Source organism: Alkalibacterium kapii, assembly GCF_007988865.1.
In the GTDB taxonomy this organism is placed as follows: domain Bacteria; phylum Bacillota; class Bacilli; order Lactobacillales; family Carnobacteriaceae_A; genus Alkalibacterium; species Alkalibacterium kapii.
The window spans coordinates 145,484-168,996 of record NZ_BJUY01000001.1; the positions used below are offsets into that span (position 1 = coordinate 145,484).

The window sequence follows — 23,513 nt, forward strand, 5'->3', positions numbered from 1 at the left end:
CAGAAAATAGGCTGGAAAAAAAGAAGTGAGCATCCTAATTGGACGTCACTTCCTCTCATCAGTTTTATTTCAACGTTTTGAATTTTAAAAACAAGTCATTATATAGGCCTATAAACTCTTGTCCCAAATCTTCATATACTTCCAGTTTCTCCAGGGTACTTTGATCAGGATAAAACTGTTCATCTTCAATCGTCTCTTCTGCAAAATAGGCCATTGCCGCTTTATTTGGGGTACTGTAGCCGATATAATCAGCATTTTGAGCAGCTACCTCAGGGACAAGCATAAAATTGATGAAAGCATAAGCTGCTTCTTTGTTTTTTACCGTATAAGGAATAACCATATTGTCGAACCATAAATTCGACCCTTCTTCAGGGAGTATATAGTGGATGTCCTCATTTTCCCATATCATGTCAGCTGCCTCACCGGAATAAGTCACTGCCAGACCCGCTTCTTCCTGAATCATATACATCTTGATTTCATCAGCGACAAGTGCCTTGATATTGGGAGCTAGGTCCGTCAGTTTGTCGGCTGCCGCATCCAATTCGTTCCGGTCTTTAGAATTCAAAGAATGTCCCGTAGCCTGCAAACCGATCCCAAGCACTTCTCTGGCTCCATCGATCATTAGAATGCTATTACGATATTCTGAATCGAATAAGTCCTCCCAAGTCATTGGAGCATCCTTGACCATGTTTTCATTATAAGCGATGCCTAACGTCCCCCAAAAATAAGGTATTGAATACTGATTACCCCGATCAAAACTCAAATCCATAAACGCACCATCTATATTTTCGAATCCGTTTATTTTTTCATGATCAAGTGGAAGAACAAGGTCTTCTTTTATCATTCGAGCAATCATATACTCACTCGGAATCACTAAATCATATCCTGTTCCGCCCTGCTCGACTTTCGTATACATTGCTTCGTTTGAATCAAATGTTTCATAAATCACTTGATAGCCTGTTTCTTTTTCAAAGCGTGAGAGCAGTTCTGGGTCGATATAATCTCCCCAGTTATATAAATGGAAGATATCTGGTTCCGCAGTGCCACTGGTGTGCTGCAAAAGATTCTTGGTAAAGTGCAGACCACTGGCGAGCAACACGATCAAAAAGGATAGAACTGTCAGCTTTTTCATTAAGGTCTCACCGCTTTCTCGTGATTAGTTGGATCCAAAGATAAGGGTTGTTTTTTTGAACGCTGCTTTTTCTGTATAAAATAATAGATAAGAACGAGGCCTATCGTTACTAAAAAGAGAAGCGTACTCAATGCATTGATTTCCAGGCTCACGCCTTGACGCGCACGCGAGTAGATTTCAACCGCTAACGTTGCAAATCCATTGCCTGTCACAAAAAAAGATACTGCAAAATCGTCGATCGAATACGTAAAAGCCATAAAGAAACCTGCAAAAACACCTGGACGGATGTCCGGCAAAATGATTTCTTTCAAAACCTGCCACTGATTTGCGCCCAGATCTCTGCCGGCTGTGATCATGTGTTCATTCATTTCTTCAAGTTTCGGTAAAACCATCAATACAACGATAGGTATGCTGAAGGCGATGTGAGAAACAAGGACGGAATAAAAGCCTAGTCTGAAACCGATCAGCGTAAACAACAGAAGGAAACTGGCTCCTATAATGACATCAGGAGAAACAAGCAGGATCGTGTTCAGGTTGATAAGGATGCGTTGGGTCCGCTTCGCTCTGGAAAAATAAATACCAATAGCTCCCAGTGTACCTATTACAGTCGCAGCGAGAGAAGAGAGTAGCGCCACGCGCAGTGTATCAAGAGCAATAATCAAAAGGCGCGTGTCTTTTTGAAGCGCTGAATAATGTTTAAAAGTGAAACCTTGAAACTGATTCATCGTTCCGGCTTTATTAAATGAATAAAAGAACAAATATAAAATCGGCAGATACAGCAGGATGAAAACGACAGCAAGATAGACCGAAGAGCGTTTTGTATTCTTTTTCATTATCCGATGCCTCCTCTTTGATGTTTACGAGTAAGCCCCATAACCACAAACACGATTACAATCAGGACGATCCCCATCACAGATCCCATCCCCCAGTTCTTTGTAACGAGAAAGTGCTGTTCAATCGCTGTTCCTAATGTCATGACACGGTTCCCTGCTATGAGCCGGGTCAGCATGAAGAGCGACAAAGAAGGAATAAACACGGCCTGGATCCCACTTCTCACTCCCGATAAGGATAAGGGATAAACAACTGAACGAAACGTCTGCCACTCGTTTGCTCCTAAATCCCGGCTTGCTAGAATCAGCGATCCTTCAATACCGTCAAGGGCATTAAATAACGGCAGCAGCATAAAGGGAATTTCAATATACGTAGCAACGATCAAAAAACTCGATCGTGTAAAAAGGAGCGGCTGAGGGCCGACCCCCATCACACCAAGCAGCTGGTTGACGAGACCTGACTGACTCAGTATCCCAATAAACGCATAAGCTTTAAGCAGGATGTTTATCCACGTTGGTAAAATCAGCACTAAAAGCCAAAGTTGTTTGTGTTTTGTCTTTGTAAGAAAGTATGCGGCAGGATAACTTATAAAAAGAGTCATGGCAGTGATCAAAAAAGCGTATAAAAAGCTTTGTCCCGTCATATACAGATAAACGGGGGATGTAAAATAACCCTTGAGATTTAAAAATGTAAAGGATCCATCCATATCTCTAAAGGACTGAAACAGCATCAAAAGGACAGGTACAACAACGAACAAGCCCATCCATAAATAATAAGGGGCGGACAGCAGCTTTCTTTGTTTATCCATGGAAATCGGCTCCTTTTTCATCCGCGTTCACAGATGTCGTATACTGCTCTATCCGCTCATCAAAATCTTCTTCTGTCTCACTTAAACGCATGATATGAATGTCTTCAGGCTGAAACGTGAGGCCGACAATTTTTCCTGATTCTGTCTTTTTTGTAGAATGTATCAACCACTCATTGCCGCTCTGGTCAAGGCCAACGATCTCATAATGAACGCCGCGAAAAAGCTGTGTTTCAACCGTTATTTGTATTTGACCAGCATCAGCGTCCGTGACTGTCAAATCTTCCGGACGTATAACGACATCAACTTTTTCATTTGTATTCATGCCGCCATCTACACAAACAAACCGTTTGCCAGCAAAAGATACGAGATAATCAGAAAGCATACGTCCCTTTACAATATTGCTTTCACCAATAAAATCAGCAACGTAGCGATTGATGGGTTCATCGTAAATATCCATAGGTGTACCTGTCTGAACGATCTCTCCATTTTTCATGACCATGATTTCATCACTCATAGCAAGTGCTTCTTCCTGATCATGTGTAACGAATAGGAAGGTGATCCCCAGCCGGCGCTGCAGTGCTCGCAGTTCATACTGCATTTCCGTACGTAATTTCAAATCAAGCGCTGAGAGAGGTTCATCCAGTAAAAGAACATCCGGTTCATTGACGATCGCACGCGCTATGGCAACGCGCTGTTTCTGTCCGCCCGACATTTCTGTGGTCTCTTTGTTTTCAAATCCATTCAGACGTACGAGCTGTAGAGCTGTCTTTACCTTTTCTCTTATTTGCTGTTTACTTATTCTTTTCAATTTCAATCCAAAAGCCACATTATCAAAAACATTCATATGAGGAAACAAGGCATAATCCTGGAAGACGGTGTTGACTTTACGTTTTTCAGCAGGCGTGTTGATGGCATTATCTCCATTCAAGACGACGACTCCGCTGCTAGGCTGTGTAAAACCCGCGATAATATTAAGAATCGTCGACTTCCCGCAGCCTGAAGGACCTAATAATGTATAAAACTTTCCTTTTTTCAGTTCAAATGTAATATCTTTCAAGACATATTCTTCTTCATACTTTTTTTCAACGTGCGTGAAGGAAACAATATTTTTTTCCATCAACAAAAACACCCCTTTTAAAACCGATTTTATCGAACCTCATTATTATATCGGCTAAGGGGTGAAATGCAATATTTATTTGATTTATATAACCTGTTCATCAAGAAAATGTGTTCAAAAATTGGCGATAAAACGACACAGTTTTAAAAAATCATTATTAAACTAACTGCTTGTCATTCTTTACTGTTTTTATAGTTTTGGATGATGGTTTCACATACTTCATGAGTGAGTAATGCACTTTTTAATGAAATGGGATTTTCTCCACCTGTTTCCACTGCTTGTATAAAGGCTGCTATCATAGGAGCAAAGCCTCTTTTTTCCAGCATTTCTACCCAGTCACCTGCTTTAGTCATCATGGCTCCTTCACTGTTGTAGGTCGTTTTATCGGTAAGGTTTTTCAAAATGACTGTCGCTTCAGGACTTTGTACTTCATATACTTCAAGTTTTGCTCCTGATTCATTATTTATAGCAACATAAGCCGTAGATTTTGATGTCTTAAGCATCACCCATGCTCGCTTGAATCGACCCCTTTCAACAACAATATCAGACTGAATGACTTCCGGCGGTTCATCCATGAGATAGAGCGCTGTATCCAGCGGATGGATCATCAAATCATAAACACGATAGCGCACATCGAAATCTGTGTTATCGCTTTGGTTTTTTTGTAGGATCAGATGATTTTTATTCGGTAATTGCTTGATCTCCTGAACCATAGGAGCAAAACGTCTGTTGAACCCCGTCATAAGAAGCGTTTTCTGTTTATCTGCATACGTCAATAACGCTTTCGTTTGCTCACTGTTTTCAGTCAGCGGTTTATCGACAAACACAGGGATTTTCTTCTTTAAAAATGCCCGACATACGTCCTCGTGAGTGTCTGACGGCGTGTGGATAAAAACGGCATCCACACGCTCCAAAAGATTTTTCCAGTCAGTAAACTGACGATCCTCAGGAATGCCGTATTTTTTCCCTACTGTTTTTAACGTATCCGGTGTACGCGTCGAAAAATACCATTCATGCTTTGTATGTCGAGCTGTATAAATGGGTAAATATGCTTTTTGAGCAATGTTACCTAATCCTATGACACCTATTTTCAAATCTTTGTCCCTCCGTAATTTTCTCTTTAACGCTATAATTACTATACCATGCGTCAGAGTCATTCCCTTTATAAAAAATCCACTCTCATATAAGGAGAATGGATCGTTTTTATATCAATTTGTACTTTCATCAGCAAGTGAGATTTTACTGAAGGTTGATTTCAAAGACGTTTTTGCCTTATCAATCAGAACACGTCCTGTTTTTTCATTTGAAACCAGATCTTGTCCAATGATCTTAACTTCAGTTTCAAGGGTAACACCATCTTTTTCAAGGATCACTTCTTTGATATGTTCAATCAATTCGATATAATCTGTCGCTGTGGCGTTATCGATATTCACAATGAATCCTGCATGTTTCATTGAGACCTGTGCGCCGCCCCATGTATAACCCTGAAGACCGGCATCTTGAATAAGCTTGCCTGTAAAGTAGCCTGTTGGACGTTTAAAGACAGAACCACAAGAGGGGTACTCGAGTGGCTGCTTGGATGTCCTTAAATAACTAAGTTCATCCATTTTAGCTTTGATTTCTTCTGGATCGCCAGCTTCTAATTCAAAAACGACCTCTAACGCAATATCATCGGTTTCCTGCATGATACTGTGTCTGTAATCAAAATCCATCTCCTCATTCGTCATTTCTTTGATTACACCTTTTCGGGTCAGTAACGTGACTTGTTTGATCACTTCTTTGACCTCGCCTCCATAGGCACCGGCATTCATGTAAATGGCTCCCCCGACACTCCCCGGGATACCACAGGCAAACTCGAGCCCAGTAAGTTCTGCTTCTAATGCACGTTTACTGACTTCGATCAAAGGTGCACCGGTAAGCACACGGATGGTCTTGTCTTCGATCGTGATTCGGTTCATATCAGTCAGAATAATCGTAGCTCCGCGAATACCACCGTCTTTGACGATCAAATTGCTGGCATTGCCTAAAATAGTTGTCGGCCAGTCATTTTCATTCAGCCATTTCATTAAAGCTTGAACTTCTTCTTTACTTTTAGGGAATATCAAAGCATCAGCAGGTCCACCTGTTCGGGTATAGGTATACTTTGATAAGGGTTCATCAATTTTTATATTAGCATCTGGAAATGCCTTTACTAGATCTTTTATAGTCATCGATTCAGTGATTCCTCTCATTTTAAATGGTTGCTTTATATTCATTATATTATTCTTAGTTAAAATAAGCATATTCAGTTTAACATTATTATAGGTAATTGTGTAGAAATATCAATCAATTGTCACTTTATAGACACTCAACCGTTTTCGCTTACTAAACCTTTTTGGAATTATCTCCGTCAAAACAAAAATGTGTGTAGCTTGCTTTTCAGTTCCCGGTTATCTATAATTAATTTGACTTTTAAATTTATTATGCGGGAGTAACTTGCAGGCGAACCTGTTGCAGTGCCACCATCCGTAGACTGATCATCTGCTGGTGCTGTATTAAATAGTGAGACGCATACGGGACAGTCATCACTTATTCCGTATGTGTCTTTTTTTCTTACTCCCCATAGAACAGAAAGGATAAAACAATGAATTATTATCAGGAGACGAAAGATAAGGTACTTGAAGCCGTAGACACTTCCAGGGAGGGTTTGAGCCAGTCTGAAGCTGAAAAGCGTCTGGAAGAACAGGGATACAATGAGATTACTCGAAAAGAGAAACGTTCGGTTTTTTCTTTGTTCATCGAATCGTTCAAAGATCCAATGGTCATCGTGTTACTCATTGTGGCTATTGTCCAAGTCATGATTGGCGAATGGATCGAGTCGCTCATTATTTTTGTAGTATTGATCCTCAATGCGATTTTGAGTGTGGTTCAGACAAAAAAAGCAGAAGATTCGCTTGAATCATTGGAAAAAATGTCGGCCCCTACTGCTGACGTTTACCGAGATGGAAAACAAAAAGAAATCGAATCGAAAAACTTAGTTGCAGGTGATATCGTTGTTCTTGAATCTGGAGACAACATTCCTGCAGACGGTCGTCTGATCGAAGCCGAATCTCTGCAGGTAGAAGAAGGCGCCTTGACTGGAGAGTCAGTGCCCAGCCAAAAGTCAGTTGAACCCTTAGAAGGAGAGACCCCTTTAGGCGACCGCGTTAATATGGTTTACAGCAGTACCATGGTCACAGCAGGTCGAGGTGTCATGGTGGTTACTTCAACAGGCGAAAAAACTGAAATGGGTAAAGTGGCAGAACTTGTCCAAAACGCTTCTGCCAAACAGACTCCACTCCAGAGAAAACTAGCTGATTTCAGTAAAAAACTGGGTATCGCTATTCTTCTGTTATCTGTTCTGATATTTGGTATTCAAGCTGCCCGTATATTTTTAGGTGGTATGGAAGATGTGACAGTCCCACTGCTTAATGCCTTCATGTTTGCTGTCGCTGTCGCTGTTGCCGCTATTCCAGAAGCTCTCCAGTCGATCGTCACCATCGTTTTATCTGTCGGTACAAATAAAATGGCGAAACAACATGCCATAATCAGACAACTGCCAGCTGTTGAAACACTTGGATCGACCAGTGTCATCTGTACAGATAAAACGGGAACACTGACTCAAAATAAGATGACAGTTGTTGATGATTATATTCCAAACGGAGAATCCAATCTCTTTTCAGGCGACAGCAGCTCCTGGAGCGAATCAGAGAAAATACTGATGCAGATCGCTGTTTTGACCAACGACTCAACCATCAATGATAAGGGCGAATCAAGCGGTGATCCTACGGAAGTTGCGCTCATAGCTTATAGTAATAAACAGGATCTTCCTTATGAATCAGTAAGAGATAAGTATCCAAGACTTGCTGAACTCCCCTTTGACTCAAGCCGTAAGCGTATGTCGACAGTTCATGAAATCGATGGCGAAAAACGTCTTTTGACTAAAGGCGGTCCCGATGTTTTGTTCAGGTTGTGTAACAGAGTGAAAATGAATGGTGAAGTCGTTGATCTGACAGAAGAACGTTTAGAAGAGCTGAAACAGAAGAATGAAGACTTTTCCGATCAGGCTATGCGCGTCCTTGCTTTTGCCTACAAGCCGATCGACTCAACGGAAGTCAGTATTGAAGATGAAAATGATTTAATCTTTATTGGTCTTTTAGCTATGATCGATCCGCCTCGCGAAGCTGTTTACCATGCTGTAGAAGATGCTGCTAACGCAGGTGTCCGTACAGTTATGATCACTGGAGACCATAAAACAACAGCACGTGCGATCGGCCGTGATTTAAATATATTCAAAGAGGGCGATCTGGCCTATACTGGACAAGAACTGGATGCCTTGTCTGAAGAAGAGCTGATGGAACAGCTTGAAGATATCAGCGTTTACGCTCGTGTTACTCCAGAAAATAAAATCAGAATCGTTACAGCTTGGGAAAATTATAACCAGATCACAGCAATGACCGGTGACGGGGTCAATGATGCTCCCGCATTGAAACAGGCAGATATCGGAATTGCTATGGGTAGTGGAACCGATGTGGCAAAAGATGCTTCAGCCATGATATTGACGGATGATAACTTTGTTTCTATCGTGCGTGCGATTTCAGTAGGCCGTACGATTTACAGCAATATCAAAAAATCGATTGCTTACCTATTCTCAGGAAATCTGGGTGCCGTTTTGGCGATCATCTTTGCTTTAGTGGTAAACTGGGTCAACCCATTTACTGCCTTGCAGCTGCTGTTTATCAACTTGGTCAACGACTCCATGCCAGCTATTGCTTTAGGGCTTGAACCCGCAGAACCAGATGTCATGGACCAGAAACCGAGAGATCCAGATGAATCTATTTTCTCTGGAAATACATTTAAAATCGTTGCTTTCCGTGGTGTATTAATAGCCATTGCGGTCATTATATCCCAATATATAGGATTACAGACTTCAAATGAAATGAGTGTTGCTATGGCCTTTACAACACTTATCCTCTCACGTACGCTACAGGTATTCCCGGCGCGTTCAAACGTGGAAACAAGTGTTGGGGCTGGATTTTTCAGTAACAAATTCGTCCTTTTAGCTTTTGCTGCCTGTATGACCTTGTATGGTATAACATTGATTCCCGCTGTCAGAGGTATCTTTTCTATCCCCGCAGCCTTTGGTTTGACTGAATGGTCAATAGCTGCCGGCTTAGCTTTAGCTACCACAGTGATAATGGAATTAAAGAAAGTGGTTTTACCTTATAAACCTGAATAGACTCTAATTTTGTATGTGTGTAACCCTAAAAGGCTACGCACATACATTTTTGTTATAATCAACTTGAAACTTTTTCTTTACGTGCTATACTGTAAAGACGAAATATAGAGAAATTAAAAGAGGGTTTTTTATGAATTTCACAGCTATTGATTTTGAAACAGCTAATCGTCAGTCTCACAGTGCCTGTTCTGTTGCACTGACTGTGGTTAAAGACAGCAAAATCGTTGACGAATATTATACACTTATTAAACCAGAAACCTGGTTCAATCGCATGAACATTAATATACATGGCATCACAGAAGCAGATGTTTTTGATGCCCCAAAATTTCCTGATGTCTGGAACGAAATGAAACAGTTCTTCACTCCTGATCAGTTAGTCGTTGCTCATAACATGCCTTTTGATAAGCGCATTTTGACTGGAACACTCCATTATTACGGTGTCGCCGCGCCGGGTTTTAAGACTTTATGTACTGTGCAGTCGTCCCGCTCATTGTTGAAAGGGAAAGGATTACCCAATCATAAGTTGAACACTGTTGCTGAATATTATGGTATTCCGTTAAATCATCACCACGCATTAGATGATTCGAGGGCCTCTGCCAGTATTTTGATCAACCAGGAAAATGAGTACGGTACATCTGCACTCAACCGGTTTATTAAATAAGTTAAATAAAGAAGCCAGATGAGATGCTCTGGCTTCTTTATTTTTATATCATCTTGCTCATAAGACAAACATCCAAATAGCGTTCTTTGTCTTTAACACCACGTTCCATAACTGCTTCGAGTTTAAAGCCCAACTTTTCATAAAGATGACGCGCACGCTGATTGCGTTCCTGCACTTTTAATTCCAGTCTACCGAGTGTCTCTGTCTCTTCAGCCCATGACAGCAACTCCTCCATCATCATTTGACCGAGCCCCATTCCCCAATAGCTCTGGTCAATGACGATCCCTACTTCTCCAATATGTTTGATTTTCGGTTTCAAAGAAGCACTGATGGAGGCTATCCCAATGATTTCATTTTGTACCGAGGCTACGAACACAACATTATTTGAAGAATCGTAAATTAAATCGAGTTGTTTTTCTTGATCCTTCAGGCTTAAGCTAAGGTCATCCGCCCCCTGGGTCAAGTAGCCTGTTTGAGTGGCTGTTTCATTTAATAAATCGATAATGGCCTCAGCATCACTTGGAATGGCTTCACGAATGATGCAGTCGATAGCTTCACTCATTGTTTTAACTCCTTTAGGATCTCTTGATACGGTTCACCATGAGCTTCAATGATCAGTTCACGTTTTCCTGAATCATTCAACACATTAAAACGAATCATTAGATAGTCTTTTGGGAGCTCTTCTTTCATAAATGATCCCCACTCAACGACGCTTACACCTTTTCCATAAAAATATTCTTCTAAACCAAGATCCTCATTTTCTGCATGTTCAAGCCGGTAGAGATCCATATGATACAAAGGCAGGCGACCTTCTGTATATTCTCTGATCAGAGTATAAGTCGGGCTTTTTATGATTCTCTGTATACCCAGCCCCTTAGCGATGCCTTTTGTAAAAGCCGTTTTCCCCGCACCAAGCTGGCCTTCCAGCAATATGGTCATCGATGGCTTTAAGTAACCGGCGATCTTTACAGCTAGTTGTTTCGTTTCCAGCTCATTATTTGTAATGATTTGCATAAAATCCCTTCTTTACTTTTTACTAATCATCATCCTATCACATTCTTCTACAAAAAACACCTCTAATTGCAGGTAGAAACGGTCGTCCATACCAGCACATGATATCGACAGAACCAGGAATTTTAGTTATACTTGACTTTAGAAACAGGAGGTATTTGAATGATTCAAGTAAAGCAAATCGAAACAGGAAGTATTCAGGAAAACTGTTATATCGTATATAAAAAAAATGAAGCCCTGATTATAGATCCCGGCAACAATAAAGAAAAAATCTTATCTGAAATAGAAGTTCTTGATGTTATGCCCAAAGCTATTTTACTCACTCATACCCATTACGATCATATCGGTGCCCTGGAAGTTTTGCGTCAAAGTTACAATGTCCCCGTTTACGTGGGAAAACAGGAAAAAAACTGGCTAAGCAACCCACAATTGAATCTTTCCAGTTACAGTGATCATGAGATTATTGCAAAACCTGCCGAGTTTATTTTTGAAGTGCCATCCACAATAAAAATTGGTCTCTTTTCTTTTAAAGTTGTTCACACACCTGGTCATTCTCCCGGAAGTGTCAGCTTTATTTTTGAAGAAGGAGAATGTGTCTTTTCAGGTGACGCTTTATTTAAAGGCAGTATTGGACGGACAGACCTTCCAGGAAGCGAACCAGAGAAGCTTATACCGGCGGTCGAAGAAAACATTCTGAGTCTGCCTGACCACTACATTGTCTATCCGGGTCATCTCGCTTCAACGACTATACTGCATGAAAAACAGTCGAACCCCTTTTTTAAAAATGGAAAGGTGAGATAAAATGAAACGAATCTTACTTTTGCATACGGGAGGGACTATATCCATGAGTACCGATCAGCGAACGGGGGCTGTGAAACCAAGCGATGAACACCCTCTGCATCAGTACAGCCAATTGTTTGAAGAAAATATTGAAATCATTGAAGAGGATATTTTAGAGCTCCCGTCTCCTCACGTTACATCAGCAGATATGCTGAAAGTCAAAAAAAGGCTGGCCAAAGCTATTTGCAGCAAACAATTTGACGGTGCCGTGATCACTCACGGTACGGATACACTTGAAGAAACGGCTTATTTTTTGGACTTGACCTTGGATTCAACTTTCCCAATAGTCTTAACGGGGGCTATGCGTCCGATAGACGAGATTGGTTCCGATGGGGTAAGGAATCTGCAAAGTGCCATCTGGACCGCACTTTCTGAAGAATCAGTGGATAAAGGTGTCCTAGTCGTCATGAACGAAGAAATACATTCTGCGCGTTACGTGACCAAAACGCATACGACGAACGTAGCAACATTCAGAACGCCAACGTTTGGGCCTATTGGGATCGTCTCAAAAAATAATGTGCGCTTTTTTCAAAAACTTGTTTTCGAAGAAACATATGATGTCAACGCGGTTACCAAAAACGTTGCTTTGCTTAAAGCTTATACCGGGATGGACAGTACACTTTTTTATGCTCTTGATGATGCAAATATTGATGGTCTTGTCATCGAAGCACTTGGTGCTGGTAATATGCCCCCTGCAACGCTCCCGGGAATTAAAAAACTTTTAGATAAAGATATTCCAATAGTTATCACGTCCCGGGCGTTCAATGGGATCGCACAAGATATTTATGCCTATAAAGGCGGCGGCAAGCACTTGAAAAAACTGGGAGCTGTATATGCGCCTGGGCTAACTGGAATAAAAGCCCGCATCAAGCTGCAAGTTCTACTTGAGCAAAATAGTTATCTCGAATTGATCAAAACACATTTCAATTAAATCGAATTAGAAAAAGCAGCTCAAAATTATGAGCTGCTTTTTTCTATAATTTAATTGTTTTTTCAAGTTCAAAAATCATGAATTGAGAAAGATTACTCAACCAGTCTTTATTCAACCATGTCCATGAATCCGTTCGTTCATTATTGAAATATCGCAGCGAAAATACCTCTCGTCCATCATTTAAAAAAACTTCCATAGCTGAATCTTCTAAAAATAACTGAAGGGAGGATAGTGTTTCTTTCAAATATACCGTCCGTGTTTCACGAGTTGAATCCAGCCAGTTCGTTCTTTCAATTGTGAACTTTCTTTCTGAGGCTTCATAACGAAGATCTATTTCATTACGCAAAGTCCAAGTGAATGAAGATGCACAAGTATCCCACTTACACGTGATCTCCTGTTCTGATGTCGTAAATAAAACATTGTCTTTTTTAGAAATATCTTTCAACATATCATATGATTGAATACGCAATTTTTTCAATTCATCAACAGGCTTTTGAATCAATTGATTCTTGACGAACATGATTTCTCTTGGCAATGACAAGTGGTGAATCCAACCATCTTTAACCGTCGGAACTGCCGCTTCTTGCTTCGGAGGCATGGCTCCCATCCATCCAAACACAAGGGTTCTTCCTTGGTCATCTTCAAACGATTGAGGGGCATAAAATTCAAAGCCTCTATCCATTTCATTAAATTCTTTTATCTCAGGAGTGAACCTACCATTCTCAAAGTGGCCTAACATATACCCCGTCTGGAATATATTTTGATATAATGTACCCTTTGCTTCTATTCCTTGAGGAGAAAAGACAAAAACATCTTTCTTATTTAATCTCAAAAGATCAGGACATTCCCACATGTAACCGAAATCTGATGGCTCATCAGTAAGTTCTCCTTGAAAATCCCAGCTCAGAAGATCTTTAGAACTGTATATTATAGCGGTTCCTTTCAGGTCTTGTGTTTGGGCACCTAACACCATCCAATAAGACTCATTGCCCTTCCAGACCTTGGGATCTCTTACATGGGCTGTATAGTCTCCTGGGTGTTCAAACAGTGGCCCATGCTTTTCAAAATGTATACCATCTTTTGAAACAGCAAGACATTGGTAGCTTTCTCGTTCTCCCTGAGCTTTTTTTACATTTCCTGTATAGAAAATGTAAAGTTTGCCGTCTTTTTCAATGGCGCTTCCTGAATAACAGCCATTTTTATCATACCAGTTGTCTGGACTCAAAGCGGGCTTTAGATAAGACCAGTTAACAAGGTCATCTGAAACAGCGTGACCCCAATGTTTGTTTTCATGTGTAGTCCCCTCTGGATTCCACTGAAAGAAAACATGGTATTTATCCTTAAAATATATCAGCCCATTTGGATCGTTGATCAGTCCTTTTTGAGCACGTATGTGATAGTTAATAGTATGATCATCAACTATTTTATTTTTTTCCAACAATAGTTCCCTCCAAAATCTTTAAGCATTTGAACCTTCAATATCTTCTCTCATTTTATCTGAGTAACCGAATAAATACGTTAGGCCGAATGCTACACCAATAGCTACTAAATTAGACAGAATATACCAGAGAATCTGATCATTCAAATATAAAAGTGTTCCTGGAATAACAGTAACAGCCATTCCTGTTGCAGCTAAATTTAGAATGTCGGCCAAGAAACCACCAGCAGCTCCTCCAACTAATCCAAAGATAAAAGGTTTGATATAACGCAGATTCACACCAAAAATAGCCGGTTCAGTGATTCCTAGAAATGCTGAAAGTGCAGACGGATAAGCTAGTGCTTTTAATTTCTTGGATTTCGATTTGATTGCTACAGCAAGCGTGGCTCCACCTTGAGCAGCAACACTGGATGTGATAATGGCATTATACGGATTCACTCCTGTATTAGCCAACAGCTGGATTTCTAAAAAGTTAAAGATGTGGTGAACACCGGTGATAACCAAGATCTGATTCAAACCTCCAATAAGGATTCCTGCTAATCCTAGTGGCAAGCTTAACAACCAGACGACTACATCCAACACAACTTCTTCTAACGAGTGGAAAATCGGTCCAATAACAAAAAGAGAGAGGACACTCATGACCAGTAACGTGCCGAATGGAGAAATCAAGAGATCCAAAGTCTCAGGCACAACTTTTCTGAACCTTTTCTCAACTTTTGCCCCAACATACCCAGCAATGAACGCTGGTAAGACGGTTCCTTGGTAACCTACGACAGGAATGAAGCCGAGCATAAAAATCGGCGAAGCATCTCCGCCTGCTACAGCGTATGCATTAGGAAGTGCCGGATTTACGAGCATGAGCCCTAAAACAATACCAATAACAGGAGACCCTCCAAAAACTCTGAACGCTGACCATGCTACTAAGGCAGGCAAGAATGCAAAGGCAGTATCAGTTAAAACTTGAGTATACAACAAGAAATTGGCATTAATATCCGCAGGTGCTACACCAAAGAGCGCCAGAACTTGTTCCTGTGTCAACAGTCCTCTAAGTCCCATGAACAGTCCTGTCGCTACGAGTACTGGAATGATAGGTACAAAAACATCACCAAATGTGCGAATCGCCCGCTGAAAAGCATTTCCTTGTTTCTTACTTTCTTTTTTCATCTCACCTTTGGAAGTTCCGGATATCCCCAATCCTGTTACTTCATTATAGATTTTGTTGACTGTTCCTGTCCCAAAAACAATTTGATACTGACCGGAATTATAGAAAACTCCTTTCACTTTCTCGGTATTTTCAACTTCAGTTTCATCCACTTGTTCCTTGTCTTTCACCATAATACGCAATCTTGTTGCACAGTGAGCGACTGAATCGATATTATCTTTACCTCCAACACCTTCAATAACTTGCTTGGCAATTTCTTTGTTATCCAACATTTTTAACCCTCCATTTTTTGATTCCAGCTATATTGGAACCGGTTCTATTTCAGTGTATAAGAATTCGCTTTCTTTGTAAACCCTTTTTTAAATGTTTTGAGTGGTTTCTCTGACAACCAATTCGTTGGGTACAACTTGATACTGCGCCACTTCTTTTTTTAAAATCATATTTTCCAGGGTGTCAACAGCCATTTCACCAATAGCATAGTAAGGATATTTAATGGATGTGAGGGCTGGGGTTACAAAAGATAATAAATCATACCCCCCGTGACCGGCCATAGAAATATCTTCAGGAACAGATAGCCCAAGTTCAGAAGCTGCTTTCATTACAGCTAGAGCAATTGTATCTGTGGCACCAACTATAAATGTTGCCTTGAGATTTTTGAGTTCATTTATTGCTGTTTGATACGCTTCCTGCATGATAAAAGAAGTTTCAACTGAACGGACCCTTGTTCCTTCTTCTTTATCGATCTCTTCAATAAAGCCGTTATAACGGTCTTGTCCCACAGCCTTATCTTCACTTGATACCGTGAAGTACAAGAAATATTTATGTCTCAACGTCAGAGCATGTTTCGCGATTTTTCTACCTGCGCCATGATCATCATGCACAATAGAGGGGATATCTTTAGAATACTGTCCTAAAACGAGACAGGGAAGTTCAATGTTTTTTATTGCTTCCCTGTGCTCAGCTGTTATACTTTTTGCTAAAAAGATAATGCCGTCGACCTTCTGCTTAGCCAGAGCATAAATATCTTCGATTTCTCTTTTCTCGTCCTGATTTGCATTTGTAATGATCAACTGATATCCCAACTCATGTGCTTTTGCATCGATACCAGATAATACTTCATTAGTGGATGGTGAATTAAGGCGTGGAATAATCACTCCGATCATGTTTGTCTTTTGAGCTTTTAAACTTCGTGCAAAGGTATTTGGTTTGTAACCTCTTTTTTTTACGATTTCGTCTATTTTTGCCTTTGTTTTCAGGCTGACTGAGCCATTGTTCAAATAGCGGGACACAGTACTCTTGGCCACGCCGGCTTCTTTTGCGATATCATTGATCGATACCATTCCTAAACTCCCTTCTCACTTTTTTCAGTCCATTTAAAGCTGGCTGAGGCATGAGTGGTGCCATCAACTTCGATACGGTGATCTGTAAACAATTCATCTGTAAGCCGCTTGCTCACCTTACTCGTTACCGTATTCCCTTCTTTAACCTCTTTATCAAAGGTGATAATACCGTGTCTGATTGCATGCGTCTTTAAAAATGCCGAATTTAAACTATCTAGTAGCCATTCAATGTATTTTGAGTTATTGACATGGTTATTCGTGTCGATATCAAAATACCTCACCTCATAGCTTTTCTCATCTATCTGGCTTTTATCAATTTCATGAGGTTTTAATTCTCGCCTGATTCTTCTGGAAAAAAGCGCGGCATAAGGTGCAACCACTTCGTTAGGTATCCTTACCATTTTTCTCGTTGCATGATCCATTAATGCAAAAGTTACTTTAACTTCAATCAGTTGATTATTTTGATTATCTCTTACAATAAACGTACGGTATGTAAAAAGTTTATTATATTCAGTCGCAAAGGTTTCGATTTCAATTTTTTCTTTTGCATCGGGTAAGCGATCGATTTTGAATTCATATCTGAGAATGATCCAGCTGATGTCTAAATTTTCCATGTATGACTCTTCTCGCCCTAACAATGCTGAATGATTTTCAGAAACTTCTATTAAAAGATTGACCAGCATAGACAAAGTTAACTGATGATTACGATCACACATGTAATAAGGTATTGTTTCTTTCTGTTTATAATGATTCAACTGCTTTTCACCTTTCCTAACTCGAAATTCTTTCTATTCATTATTATTATACTCTAAAAAGAGCTGACTCCTAGATGAATTATAAAAAGAGTAGAAATTTTTCACAATTTTTTTATTGCTTTTCTTTATATCCCGTGCTTCGTTGTATAAAGTTAATCCTTCGGCCCTTTGAATGACTGATCAAAATTTCTTGATTTTAATAATAATCAGTTATATCCTATTGTAATCAGGCCACATTTTGTATTAAAATATGGTCTGTGATACAATCAAAAATAGAGCTAATTTTAATCTTGCTTATGATTTTCTCATTTATTCATTTATTTGTTGTACGTAAATTCAAGGTTAAAATTTAATTCTATTTAAATTTTAGGGAGGAAATTGTTCCATGAATGATTCTGAAAAGAGAAATAAAGGCTTTCTCGGCTTTATCGAGCGTTTTGGTAATTCATTACCGCATCCAGTCATTATATTTGTCATTTTAGCTTTAGCTATTATCTTAATATCTGATCTGGCCGCTCGCTTTGGTGCTCCAGTTGAGTACTTCAATGCCAGTGAGGGAGATTACGTCACTGTGGAAGCAGTCTCACTGATGACCGGAGAGGGTCTTGCCCACATATTCAACAGTGCCGTTGATAATTTCACAGGGTTTGCTCCACTGGGTACAGTACTTGTGGCTATGCTGGGTGTTGGTGTGGCTGAATGGTCAGGTCTGATATCCAGCACTTTGAAAAAATTACTTAGAAATGTGCCAACAAGCTTGCTGACTGCGTCGGTTGTCTTTGCCGGGATAATATCTAATATCGCTTCTGATGCTGGATACGTTGTCGTTATACCACTTGGGGCAATCATCTTTGCCGGTGCCGGCCGCCATCCTATTGCCGGTTTAGCAGCAGCTTTCGCGGGTGTATCTGCTGGGTTCTCAGCTAATCTTATTTTTGGTCCTACCGATGCTCTGCTTGTTGGTATTACAAATGAAGCCCTGTCTTCAGGAGGGATCGATTATGATGTGGCAGTTACTGCAAACTGGTACTTCATGATTGTCTCCACCTTTGTATTGACCATTGTCGGAGCGTTTGTAACCGAAAAGATCGTTGAACCTCGATTGGGAGAATACACTGGGAACTACAAACCAGACGATGAACCCATCACAGCTATTGAAAATAAAGGTATGCGCAATGCCCTGATCGCTTTACTTGTGTTTCTTGGCATCATGGCCTGGCTCATGATCCCGGAAAACGGTGTCTTAAGGTCACTTGACGAAGCCACTGGCAACATGACGCTCGACAACTTCCTGCGAAACGGTTTGCTGTTTATGATTTTACTGCTGTTTGCTGTTCCTGGCTATTTCTACGGTAGAACAACAGGCAAAATCAAGTCATCTCATGACTTGGTCAAAGGTATGTCAGAGTCGATGTCTTCAATGGGTGGTTACCTCGTTTTGGCTTTCTTTGCCGCTCAGTTTATCAACTACTTTTCCTATACTAATTTAGGTCTGATATTAGCAGTAAATGGTGCTGAATTCCTGGAAGCAATCGGCTTCGTAGGCTTACCTCTGATTCTCGCATTTATTATCGTTACAGCGTTCATCAACCTGTTTATTGGATCTGCATCAGCTAAGTGGGCAATCATGGCTCCCGTCTTTGCTCCAATGCTGTTCGAAGTTAACATTGCACCTGAAATGACACTGATGGCTTACCGTATTGCTGACTCTTCAACAAACATCATCTCTCCATTGATGAGTTATTTTGCAATGATCCTTGTTTTTGCCCAGCGTTATGACAAAAAGAGTGGGTTGGGGACAATCATCTCCACCATGCTGTCTTACAGTATTGCCTTTTTGATTACTTGGTCGCTCTTGCTCATTATATGGTTCGTCTTCGGATTACCACTAGGTCCAGGCGCAGAAATTACATTATAAAAATTGCTAGAAAAGATATGTTCTCCTCTTTTGGTGAACATATCTTTTTTGCTAATGTTTTACTTAGTATAAAAAAAGGAAGAGACCTTAACATTTACAGTCTCTTCCTTTTATCTATATTTTATTTTTAAAATAAACTCTTTTATTGTAACAGTCCGGTTGACCTGCTGCAGACTCAGATACTTATAAATCTTGAGTCTACACTTTTCCTGCCCAAATGTCGAACTCATGCGCCAACATCTCGTTGAGTATACACTTTTACAACCCAAATGTCGAACTCATGCGTCTACTTCTCTCTGAGTATGCACTTTTACAACCCAAATGTCGAACTCATGCGCCTACTTCTTTTTGAGTATGCACTTTTACAACCCAAATGTCGAACTCATGCGCCTACTCATCTCTGAGTTAACACTTTTTCATCTCAATTGTCGAACTCGACCGTCTGATACTCTTTGAGTCTGCACTTTTACAGCTCATATGTCAAACTTGACCACCTGCTCATCTCTGAGTCTGCACTTTTCAAATTTTATTTCAATCTGGCCAAAGCACCCATTGGATCCCAGGGTTCCAGTTCGACTACAGGTTTTTCCAAAGCCTTGAGCCATTCCTTGTCGATATATTTCTTTTTCACAGCGACCTGATAATTGTATTCTTCAAACCATTTATCAGACATCGAATAAATGCCTTTGTCTCCGCTCTTATCGCCCCAGCTGTTTTCGACTTTCCATTTGATTGGATTTCTTTCACCATCCAAGTCCACACCGACAAAGACCATGGCATGAGTTAGTAAACTTTCACCATAGTCCAGGCGTTCAGCTTTGGTTAATTCCACCGATTCGCCTAAGGTCGCTTCATAATCGTAGGCCTTGTCATCCATTATCCCTGCTTCGCGATCGAGCATTTTACCGACATCACAGCCAAACCAAACCGGTTCACCATCTTTGATCGACTGAATCGCCGCTTTCTTCAAGGCTTCTATAGGGGCATTGACATACTTGACAGGTGCTGCTTCTTTGATCGTGCCCAGATATTTCACTGTATAGGCTTTCCCAAAAGGCTTGTCTTCTGTAGGCGCATTGATCAGGCTGATGCGTTCTTCCAAGTCCCAGGCCACGTATTTTTCAAAAAATTCACGCGGAGTGATGTCACTGATGCGGTGAAAATTATTATTTTTGTCACGATACTCATAAGTAAATGACTCAGGGACTTCACCCAATGACTTGACTAATAAAGTGTATACGAAATAAAGATAGGTTTCCTTCTGCTCGATCAACTGCTCTCTGGTGCTGCCTGTTTCATGAAGTTTACGGATTTTAGCTGCAAAGTCTCTCAATTTGGCCGTAAGCAGCTGATTAAGCTCATTGGTGTTGGACGAGTGATAAGTTTCCGGCATAATGGACTTCGGTACAGCACCATATTTTTTCAGGATACCGGAGAACATGTCCCACTGACCGCCATCCTGAACAGGATCCGTCAATAAATGCTGGACCAAACGAGAGTTGATCGATTCTTCGACCGTTTCAATAATGTTATCTAAAAAATAGTTCGATTTCTCAAGTTTATCCCAGAACAAGGTATAATTTTGTGAGAATTCAAAAGTTTTCACGTTCAGTTTTTCCATCGTATCTTTTCTCGCCGTATTCAAAGCAGCGAACATCCAGCAGCGGCCACTGGATTTTTGATTAGTGATCTCGCCTTTTTCAGTTTCATTGGAAAATACAAAATTATGGCGTCTGCTTAAGTTGTTATCGATAGACGATTTATTGATTCCCACCTTGGCAATCGCATTTTGTATTACTCGATTTGTTTCTTCTTTATTGTATTTATCCTTGAATTGATCCAAGGATTCTTTTGTAATTTTTTCCATATTGATATCTCCCTCACTTTATCCTATTTTATACAAAAACTTCAAAAATGACAAGGTGTCATTTATCTGCTGAAAGTCAAAGTCCCTTTCTATCATGCATAACTGTCCCTTGATAATTAGGCATTGCTTCTTCATCATTACACCTTTTATATGTTAAACTATACTATAATTGAAAGGAGAACTGATTATGCATTACGGTAGTTATCGTCATACACATGCAACTGTTGATCTCGATAAGCTGACAGACAATTATAACCGAATGAAAGAAAAATTAAGGCCAGACACAAAGTTTATGGGTGTTATCAAAGCAGATGCCTATGGTCATGGTGCTGTAGAAGTGGGGAGGCACTTGGAAAAACAGAATGTAGATTTTCTTGGCGTCGCTGTTTTAGATGAAGCCGTAGAACTTAGGGAAGCAGGTATAAAATGTCCTATTCTACTTTTGAGTCCCATTGAACCAGAAACGGTCTTAACGGCAATAGAATACGACATATCGATGACTGTTTTTTCTGATACAGTAGCAAAAAAAGTTAAAGAATCAGCGGAAGCAATGAGTAGAAAAGCTAAAATTCATTTGAAAGTCGATTCAGGCATGGCTAGAATTGGTATAAGGACAAGGGAAGCCGCACTTAAATTTTGTCATTCCATGTCGTCTGAATGGGTTCAGTTCGAAGGCATATTCACTCATTTTGCTGAAGCCGAAAATATAGAGGATCCGGCTTTTACTAAACATCAATTCGAATTTTTTATGGATATCGTTAATTTTCTTAAAGAAAATAATATAAAGTTTGATCTGACCCATTGTTGTAATACTGCAGCTGCACTTTTGTATCCAGAATATCATTTGGATATGATACGCACAGGTATTTCACTGTATGGCTACCATCCAGATAAATCTCTTGAGAAAGAAGTCACACTTAAGCCAATACTGAAAGTAGCTACTCATGCTGCTTATATTAAATCTGTAAAAAAAGGGACGACCATCGGTTATGGGCGCTCTTACACGGCTGACGAAGAGCAGACCATCGCGACCATTCTTTTAGGTTACGCTGACGGCATCCAGAGAGAACTGTCAAACCGCTGGTATCTATCGACAGGTAAACACCAGGCACCCATCGTCGGTCGCATATGTATGGATCAGCTAATGGTCGATGTCAGTGATATTCCTGATTTCAATGAAGAAACTGAACTCATTTTTATAGGGGATTCAAAAGCAGGTTACTCAAGTGCTTATGATATTGCAGACTTGACTAACAGTTTCCATTACGAAGTTTTGTGCGGCATCGGTAAACGTATTCCCCGTATCTATATAAAAAATGGAAAGATCACAGCCAAACACAATGCATTGCTGAATTAAAACAAATAATAAAGTACCCTCCCGTTATTTTCTTTATAGCGGGAGGGTACTTTTAATGTTTTGCTTTACTCATTAGATTGGTGTTTTAGTCTAAAATTTTTATATCCAATTGGCGACGACCGAATGCCCATGCAGCATCTAAATCTTCCATGTGGATATCAATACGTGTACCGTTGATAGCTCCACCAGTATCTCCAGCAACAAATTCACCGTATCCTGGGATAAATACTTTAGATCCTAATGGAATCACATTCGGATCCACTGCGATAACGCGTGAGTTTTCTCTTAAGTCGATACCCATGAATGTGAAGTTACTTAAACTCGCCTGGTTTCTTGAATAAGCGGTAGCTTCAACTGAAATCCAGCGTCCAGCTTCTTCTTTTTTGTTTGACTTATTAGAAGAAGTTGAAGCTTTCTCTTCAGCTTTTTTAGCTGCTGCTTTTTCGGCTGCTGCCTTTTCTGCTGCGGCTTTCTCGGCTGCTGCTTTTTCGGCTGCTGCCTTTTCTGCTGCTGCTTTTTCAGAAGCTTGTTTTTCTTTTGTTTCTTTCTTTTCTTTTTCTACTTCTTTTACCTCTTCAGGTGTTTCTGTTTCTTTTACTTCATCAGTAGATACGTCATAACTAACAACTTCTTCTTCTTTTTCTACAGAAATAACAGAAGAATCCTTACTTAGATAAATCGTTCTTCCGACTTGGATCAAGCTGCGGTTGTCGATGTCATTCACTTTTACTAATTTATCAACAGAAATATCTGTGGCTTGAGAAACGCCCCACAGGGTATCTCCCCATTGGAAAGTATACTCTAGGGTTTCATCTTTATCATAATCAGCTTTAGCGGCGTTGATGTCCTGTTCGATTTCAAGTACTGTACGTGGTGCCCAGTTTGAACTTGCACTTGCTTCCGTATCATTTGATAAAAACATAAGGCCTGCTGCTGATAATGTGAGTCCTGCTTTGATCAATACGTTTTTTTGAATAGTCATAAAATATATTCCCCTTTTCATATAATTCGATCGGTTAGGTTTATGAGCAGTAATCGTGCGTGTTTAAGTCATCTCCTGAACAACTGTATGTATCTTACCACGCTAA

At 40.2% G+C, this 23,513-nt stretch carries 20 protein-coding genes; 6 read left to right on the top strand and 14 right to left on the bottom strand.

Annotation, left to right across the window (positions count from 1 at the left end; translation table 11 throughout):
- Positions 1–64 precede the first annotated feature (64 nt).
- The 6 genes from AKA01nite_RS00645 to murB all read right to left on the bottom strand — a co-directional run bounded on the left by AKA01nite_RS00645 (position 65) and on the right by murB (position 6,098).
- Positions 65–1,132, bottom strand: coding sequence for an ABC transporter substrate-binding protein (locus AKA01nite_RS00645; protein WP_146922767.1), 1,068 nt, complete (start codon positions 1,130–1,132; stop codon positions 65–67).
- Entirely contained in the window at positions 1,132–1,965 is an 834-nt protein-coding gene (locus tag AKA01nite_RS00650; RefSeq protein ID WP_146922769.1) for an ABC transporter permease, read from the bottom strand. Before AKA01nite_RS00650 ends, AKA01nite_RS00645 begins: the two co-directional genes overlap by 1 nt.
- Complete coding sequence (locus AKA01nite_RS00655; RefSeq protein ID WP_146922771.1) at positions 1,965–2,771, bottom strand: ABC transporter permease; 807 nt, start codon at positions 2,769–2,771, stop codon at positions 1,965–1,967. The genes AKA01nite_RS00650 and AKA01nite_RS00655 overlap by 1 nt, the downstream gene beginning before the upstream one ends.
- Positions 2,764–3,888: an ABC transporter ATP-binding protein gene (locus AKA01nite_RS00660; RefSeq protein WP_146922773.1), complete on the bottom strand. Its 1,125-nt coding sequence runs from the start codon at positions 3,886–3,888 to the stop codon at positions 2,764–2,766. The genes AKA01nite_RS00655 and AKA01nite_RS00660 overlap by 8 nt, the downstream gene beginning before the upstream one ends.
- Positions 3,889–4,061: 173 nt before the next feature.
- Positions 4,062–4,982 carry a Gfo/Idh/MocA family protein gene (locus AKA01nite_RS00665; protein ID WP_186805038.1) on the bottom strand — a complete coding sequence of 307 codons (921 nt, stop codon included), beginning with the start codon at positions 4,980–4,982 and terminating at the stop codon, positions 4,062–4,064.
- A 114-nt stretch (positions 4,983–5,096) separates the two neighbouring features.
- Positions 5,097–6,098 (bottom strand): UDP-N-acetylmuramate dehydrogenase, encoded by a 1,002-nt coding sequence (gene murB, locus AKA01nite_RS00670; RefSeq protein WP_146922884.1) that lies wholly within the window; start codon positions 6,096–6,098, stop codon positions 5,097–5,099.
- 413 nt (positions 6,099–6,511) lie between these two features.
- Between murB and AKA01nite_RS00675 the strand changes: the two genes are divergently transcribed.
- Positions 6,512–9,145: a cation-translocating P-type ATPase gene (locus AKA01nite_RS00675; RefSeq protein WP_146922777.1), complete on the top strand. Its 2,634-nt coding sequence runs from the start codon at positions 6,512–6,514 to the stop codon at positions 9,143–9,145.
- A 130-nt stretch (positions 9,146–9,275) separates the two neighbouring features.
- The gene (locus AKA01nite_RS00680) at positions 9,276–9,806 is read left to right on the top strand and encodes a 3'-5' exonuclease (RefSeq protein WP_146922779.1); all 531 of its coding nucleotides are present in this window, start codon (positions 9,276–9,278) and stop codon (positions 9,804–9,806) included.
- Between the two features lie 43 nt (positions 9,807–9,849).
- Here AKA01nite_RS00680 and AKA01nite_RS00685 read toward each other — a convergent pair whose 3' ends face one another.
- Both AKA01nite_RS00685 and tsaE read right to left on the bottom strand, forming a co-directional pair.
- The gene (locus tag AKA01nite_RS00685; protein WP_146922781.1) at positions 9,850–10,368 is read right to left on the bottom strand and encodes a GNAT family N-acetyltransferase; all 519 of its coding nucleotides are present in this window, start codon (positions 10,366–10,368) and stop codon (positions 9,850–9,852) included.
- Positions 10,365–10,820, bottom strand: a complete 456-nt coding sequence (gene tsaE, locus AKA01nite_RS00690; RefSeq protein WP_146922783.1) for a tRNA (adenosine(37)-N6)-threonylcarbamoyltransferase complex ATPase subunit type 1 TsaE — start codon at positions 10,818–10,820, stop codon at positions 10,365–10,367. Before tsaE ends, AKA01nite_RS00685 begins: the two co-directional genes overlap by 4 nt.
- A 162-nt stretch (positions 10,821–10,982) precedes the next feature.
- Between tsaE and AKA01nite_RS00695 the strand changes: the two genes are divergently transcribed.
- Both AKA01nite_RS00695 and AKA01nite_RS00700 read left to right on the top strand, forming a co-directional pair.
- Positions 10,983–11,618, top strand: a complete 636-nt coding sequence (locus AKA01nite_RS00695; RefSeq protein ID WP_222592455.1) for an MBL fold metallo-hydrolase — start codon at positions 10,983–10,985, stop codon at positions 11,616–11,618.
- A 1-nt stretch (position 11,619) separates the two neighbouring features.
- Positions 11,620–12,588: an asparaginase gene (locus AKA01nite_RS00700; RefSeq protein WP_146922787.1), complete on the top strand. Its 969-nt coding sequence runs from the start codon at positions 11,620–11,622 to the stop codon at positions 12,586–12,588.
- Between the two features lie 43 nt (positions 12,589–12,631).
- On the opposite strand, the gene AKA01nite_RS00705 is transcribed toward AKA01nite_RS00700, so the two are convergent.
- The 4 genes from AKA01nite_RS00705 to AKA01nite_RS00720 form a co-directional block, all read right to left on the bottom strand.
- Positions 12,632–14,029, bottom strand: a complete 1,398-nt coding sequence (locus AKA01nite_RS00705; RefSeq protein WP_246116951.1) for a glycoside hydrolase family 32 protein — start codon at positions 14,027–14,029, stop codon at positions 12,632–12,634.
- An 18-nt stretch (positions 14,030–14,047) separates the two neighbouring features.
- Positions 14,048–15,460, bottom strand: coding sequence for a sucrose-specific PTS transporter subunit IIBC (locus AKA01nite_RS00710; protein ID WP_186805039.1), 1,413 nt, complete (start codon positions 15,458–15,460; stop codon positions 14,048–14,050).
- 87 nt (positions 15,461–15,547) lie between these two features.
- Complete coding sequence (locus tag AKA01nite_RS00715) at positions 15,548–16,528, bottom strand: LacI family DNA-binding transcriptional regulator (protein ID WP_146922789.1); 981 nt, start codon at positions 16,526–16,528, stop codon at positions 15,548–15,550.
- Between the two features lie 2 nt (positions 16,529–16,530).
- The gene (locus tag AKA01nite_RS00720; protein ID WP_146922791.1) at positions 16,531–17,283 is read right to left on the bottom strand and encodes an acyl-[acyl-carrier-protein] thioesterase; all 753 of its coding nucleotides are present in this window, start codon (positions 17,281–17,283) and stop codon (positions 16,531–16,533) included.
- Between the two features lie 385 nt (positions 17,284–17,668).
- On the opposite strand from AKA01nite_RS00720, the gene AKA01nite_RS00725 reads away from it, so the two are divergent.
- On the top strand, positions 17,669–19,201 hold the full coding sequence (locus AKA01nite_RS00725) for an AbgT family transporter (protein ID WP_146922794.1): 1,533 nt from the start codon (positions 17,669–17,671) through the stop codon (positions 19,199–19,201).
- Positions 19,202–19,727: 526 nt separating this feature from the next.
- On the opposite strand, the gene AKA01nite_RS00730 is transcribed toward AKA01nite_RS00725, so the two are convergent.
- Complete coding sequence (locus AKA01nite_RS00730; RefSeq protein ID WP_146922795.1) at positions 19,728–21,068, bottom strand: C1 family peptidase; 1,341 nt, start codon at positions 21,066–21,068, stop codon at positions 19,728–19,730.
- Between the two features lie 187 nt (positions 21,069–21,255).
- Here AKA01nite_RS00730 and alr point away from each other — a divergent pair, with 187 nt between their 5' ends.
- Positions 21,256–22,425, top strand: a complete 1,170-nt coding sequence (gene alr, locus AKA01nite_RS00735) for an alanine racemase (RefSeq protein ID WP_146922797.1) — start codon at positions 21,256–21,258, stop codon at positions 22,423–22,425.
- Positions 22,426–22,510: 85 nt separating this feature from the next.
- Here the strand turns inward: alr and AKA01nite_RS00740 are convergent, their stop codons facing one another.
- Positions 22,511–23,407: a 3D domain-containing protein gene (locus tag AKA01nite_RS00740; protein WP_146922799.1), complete on the bottom strand. Its 897-nt coding sequence runs from the start codon at positions 23,405–23,407 to the stop codon at positions 22,511–22,513.
- Positions 23,408–23,513: the final 106 nt, after the last annotated feature.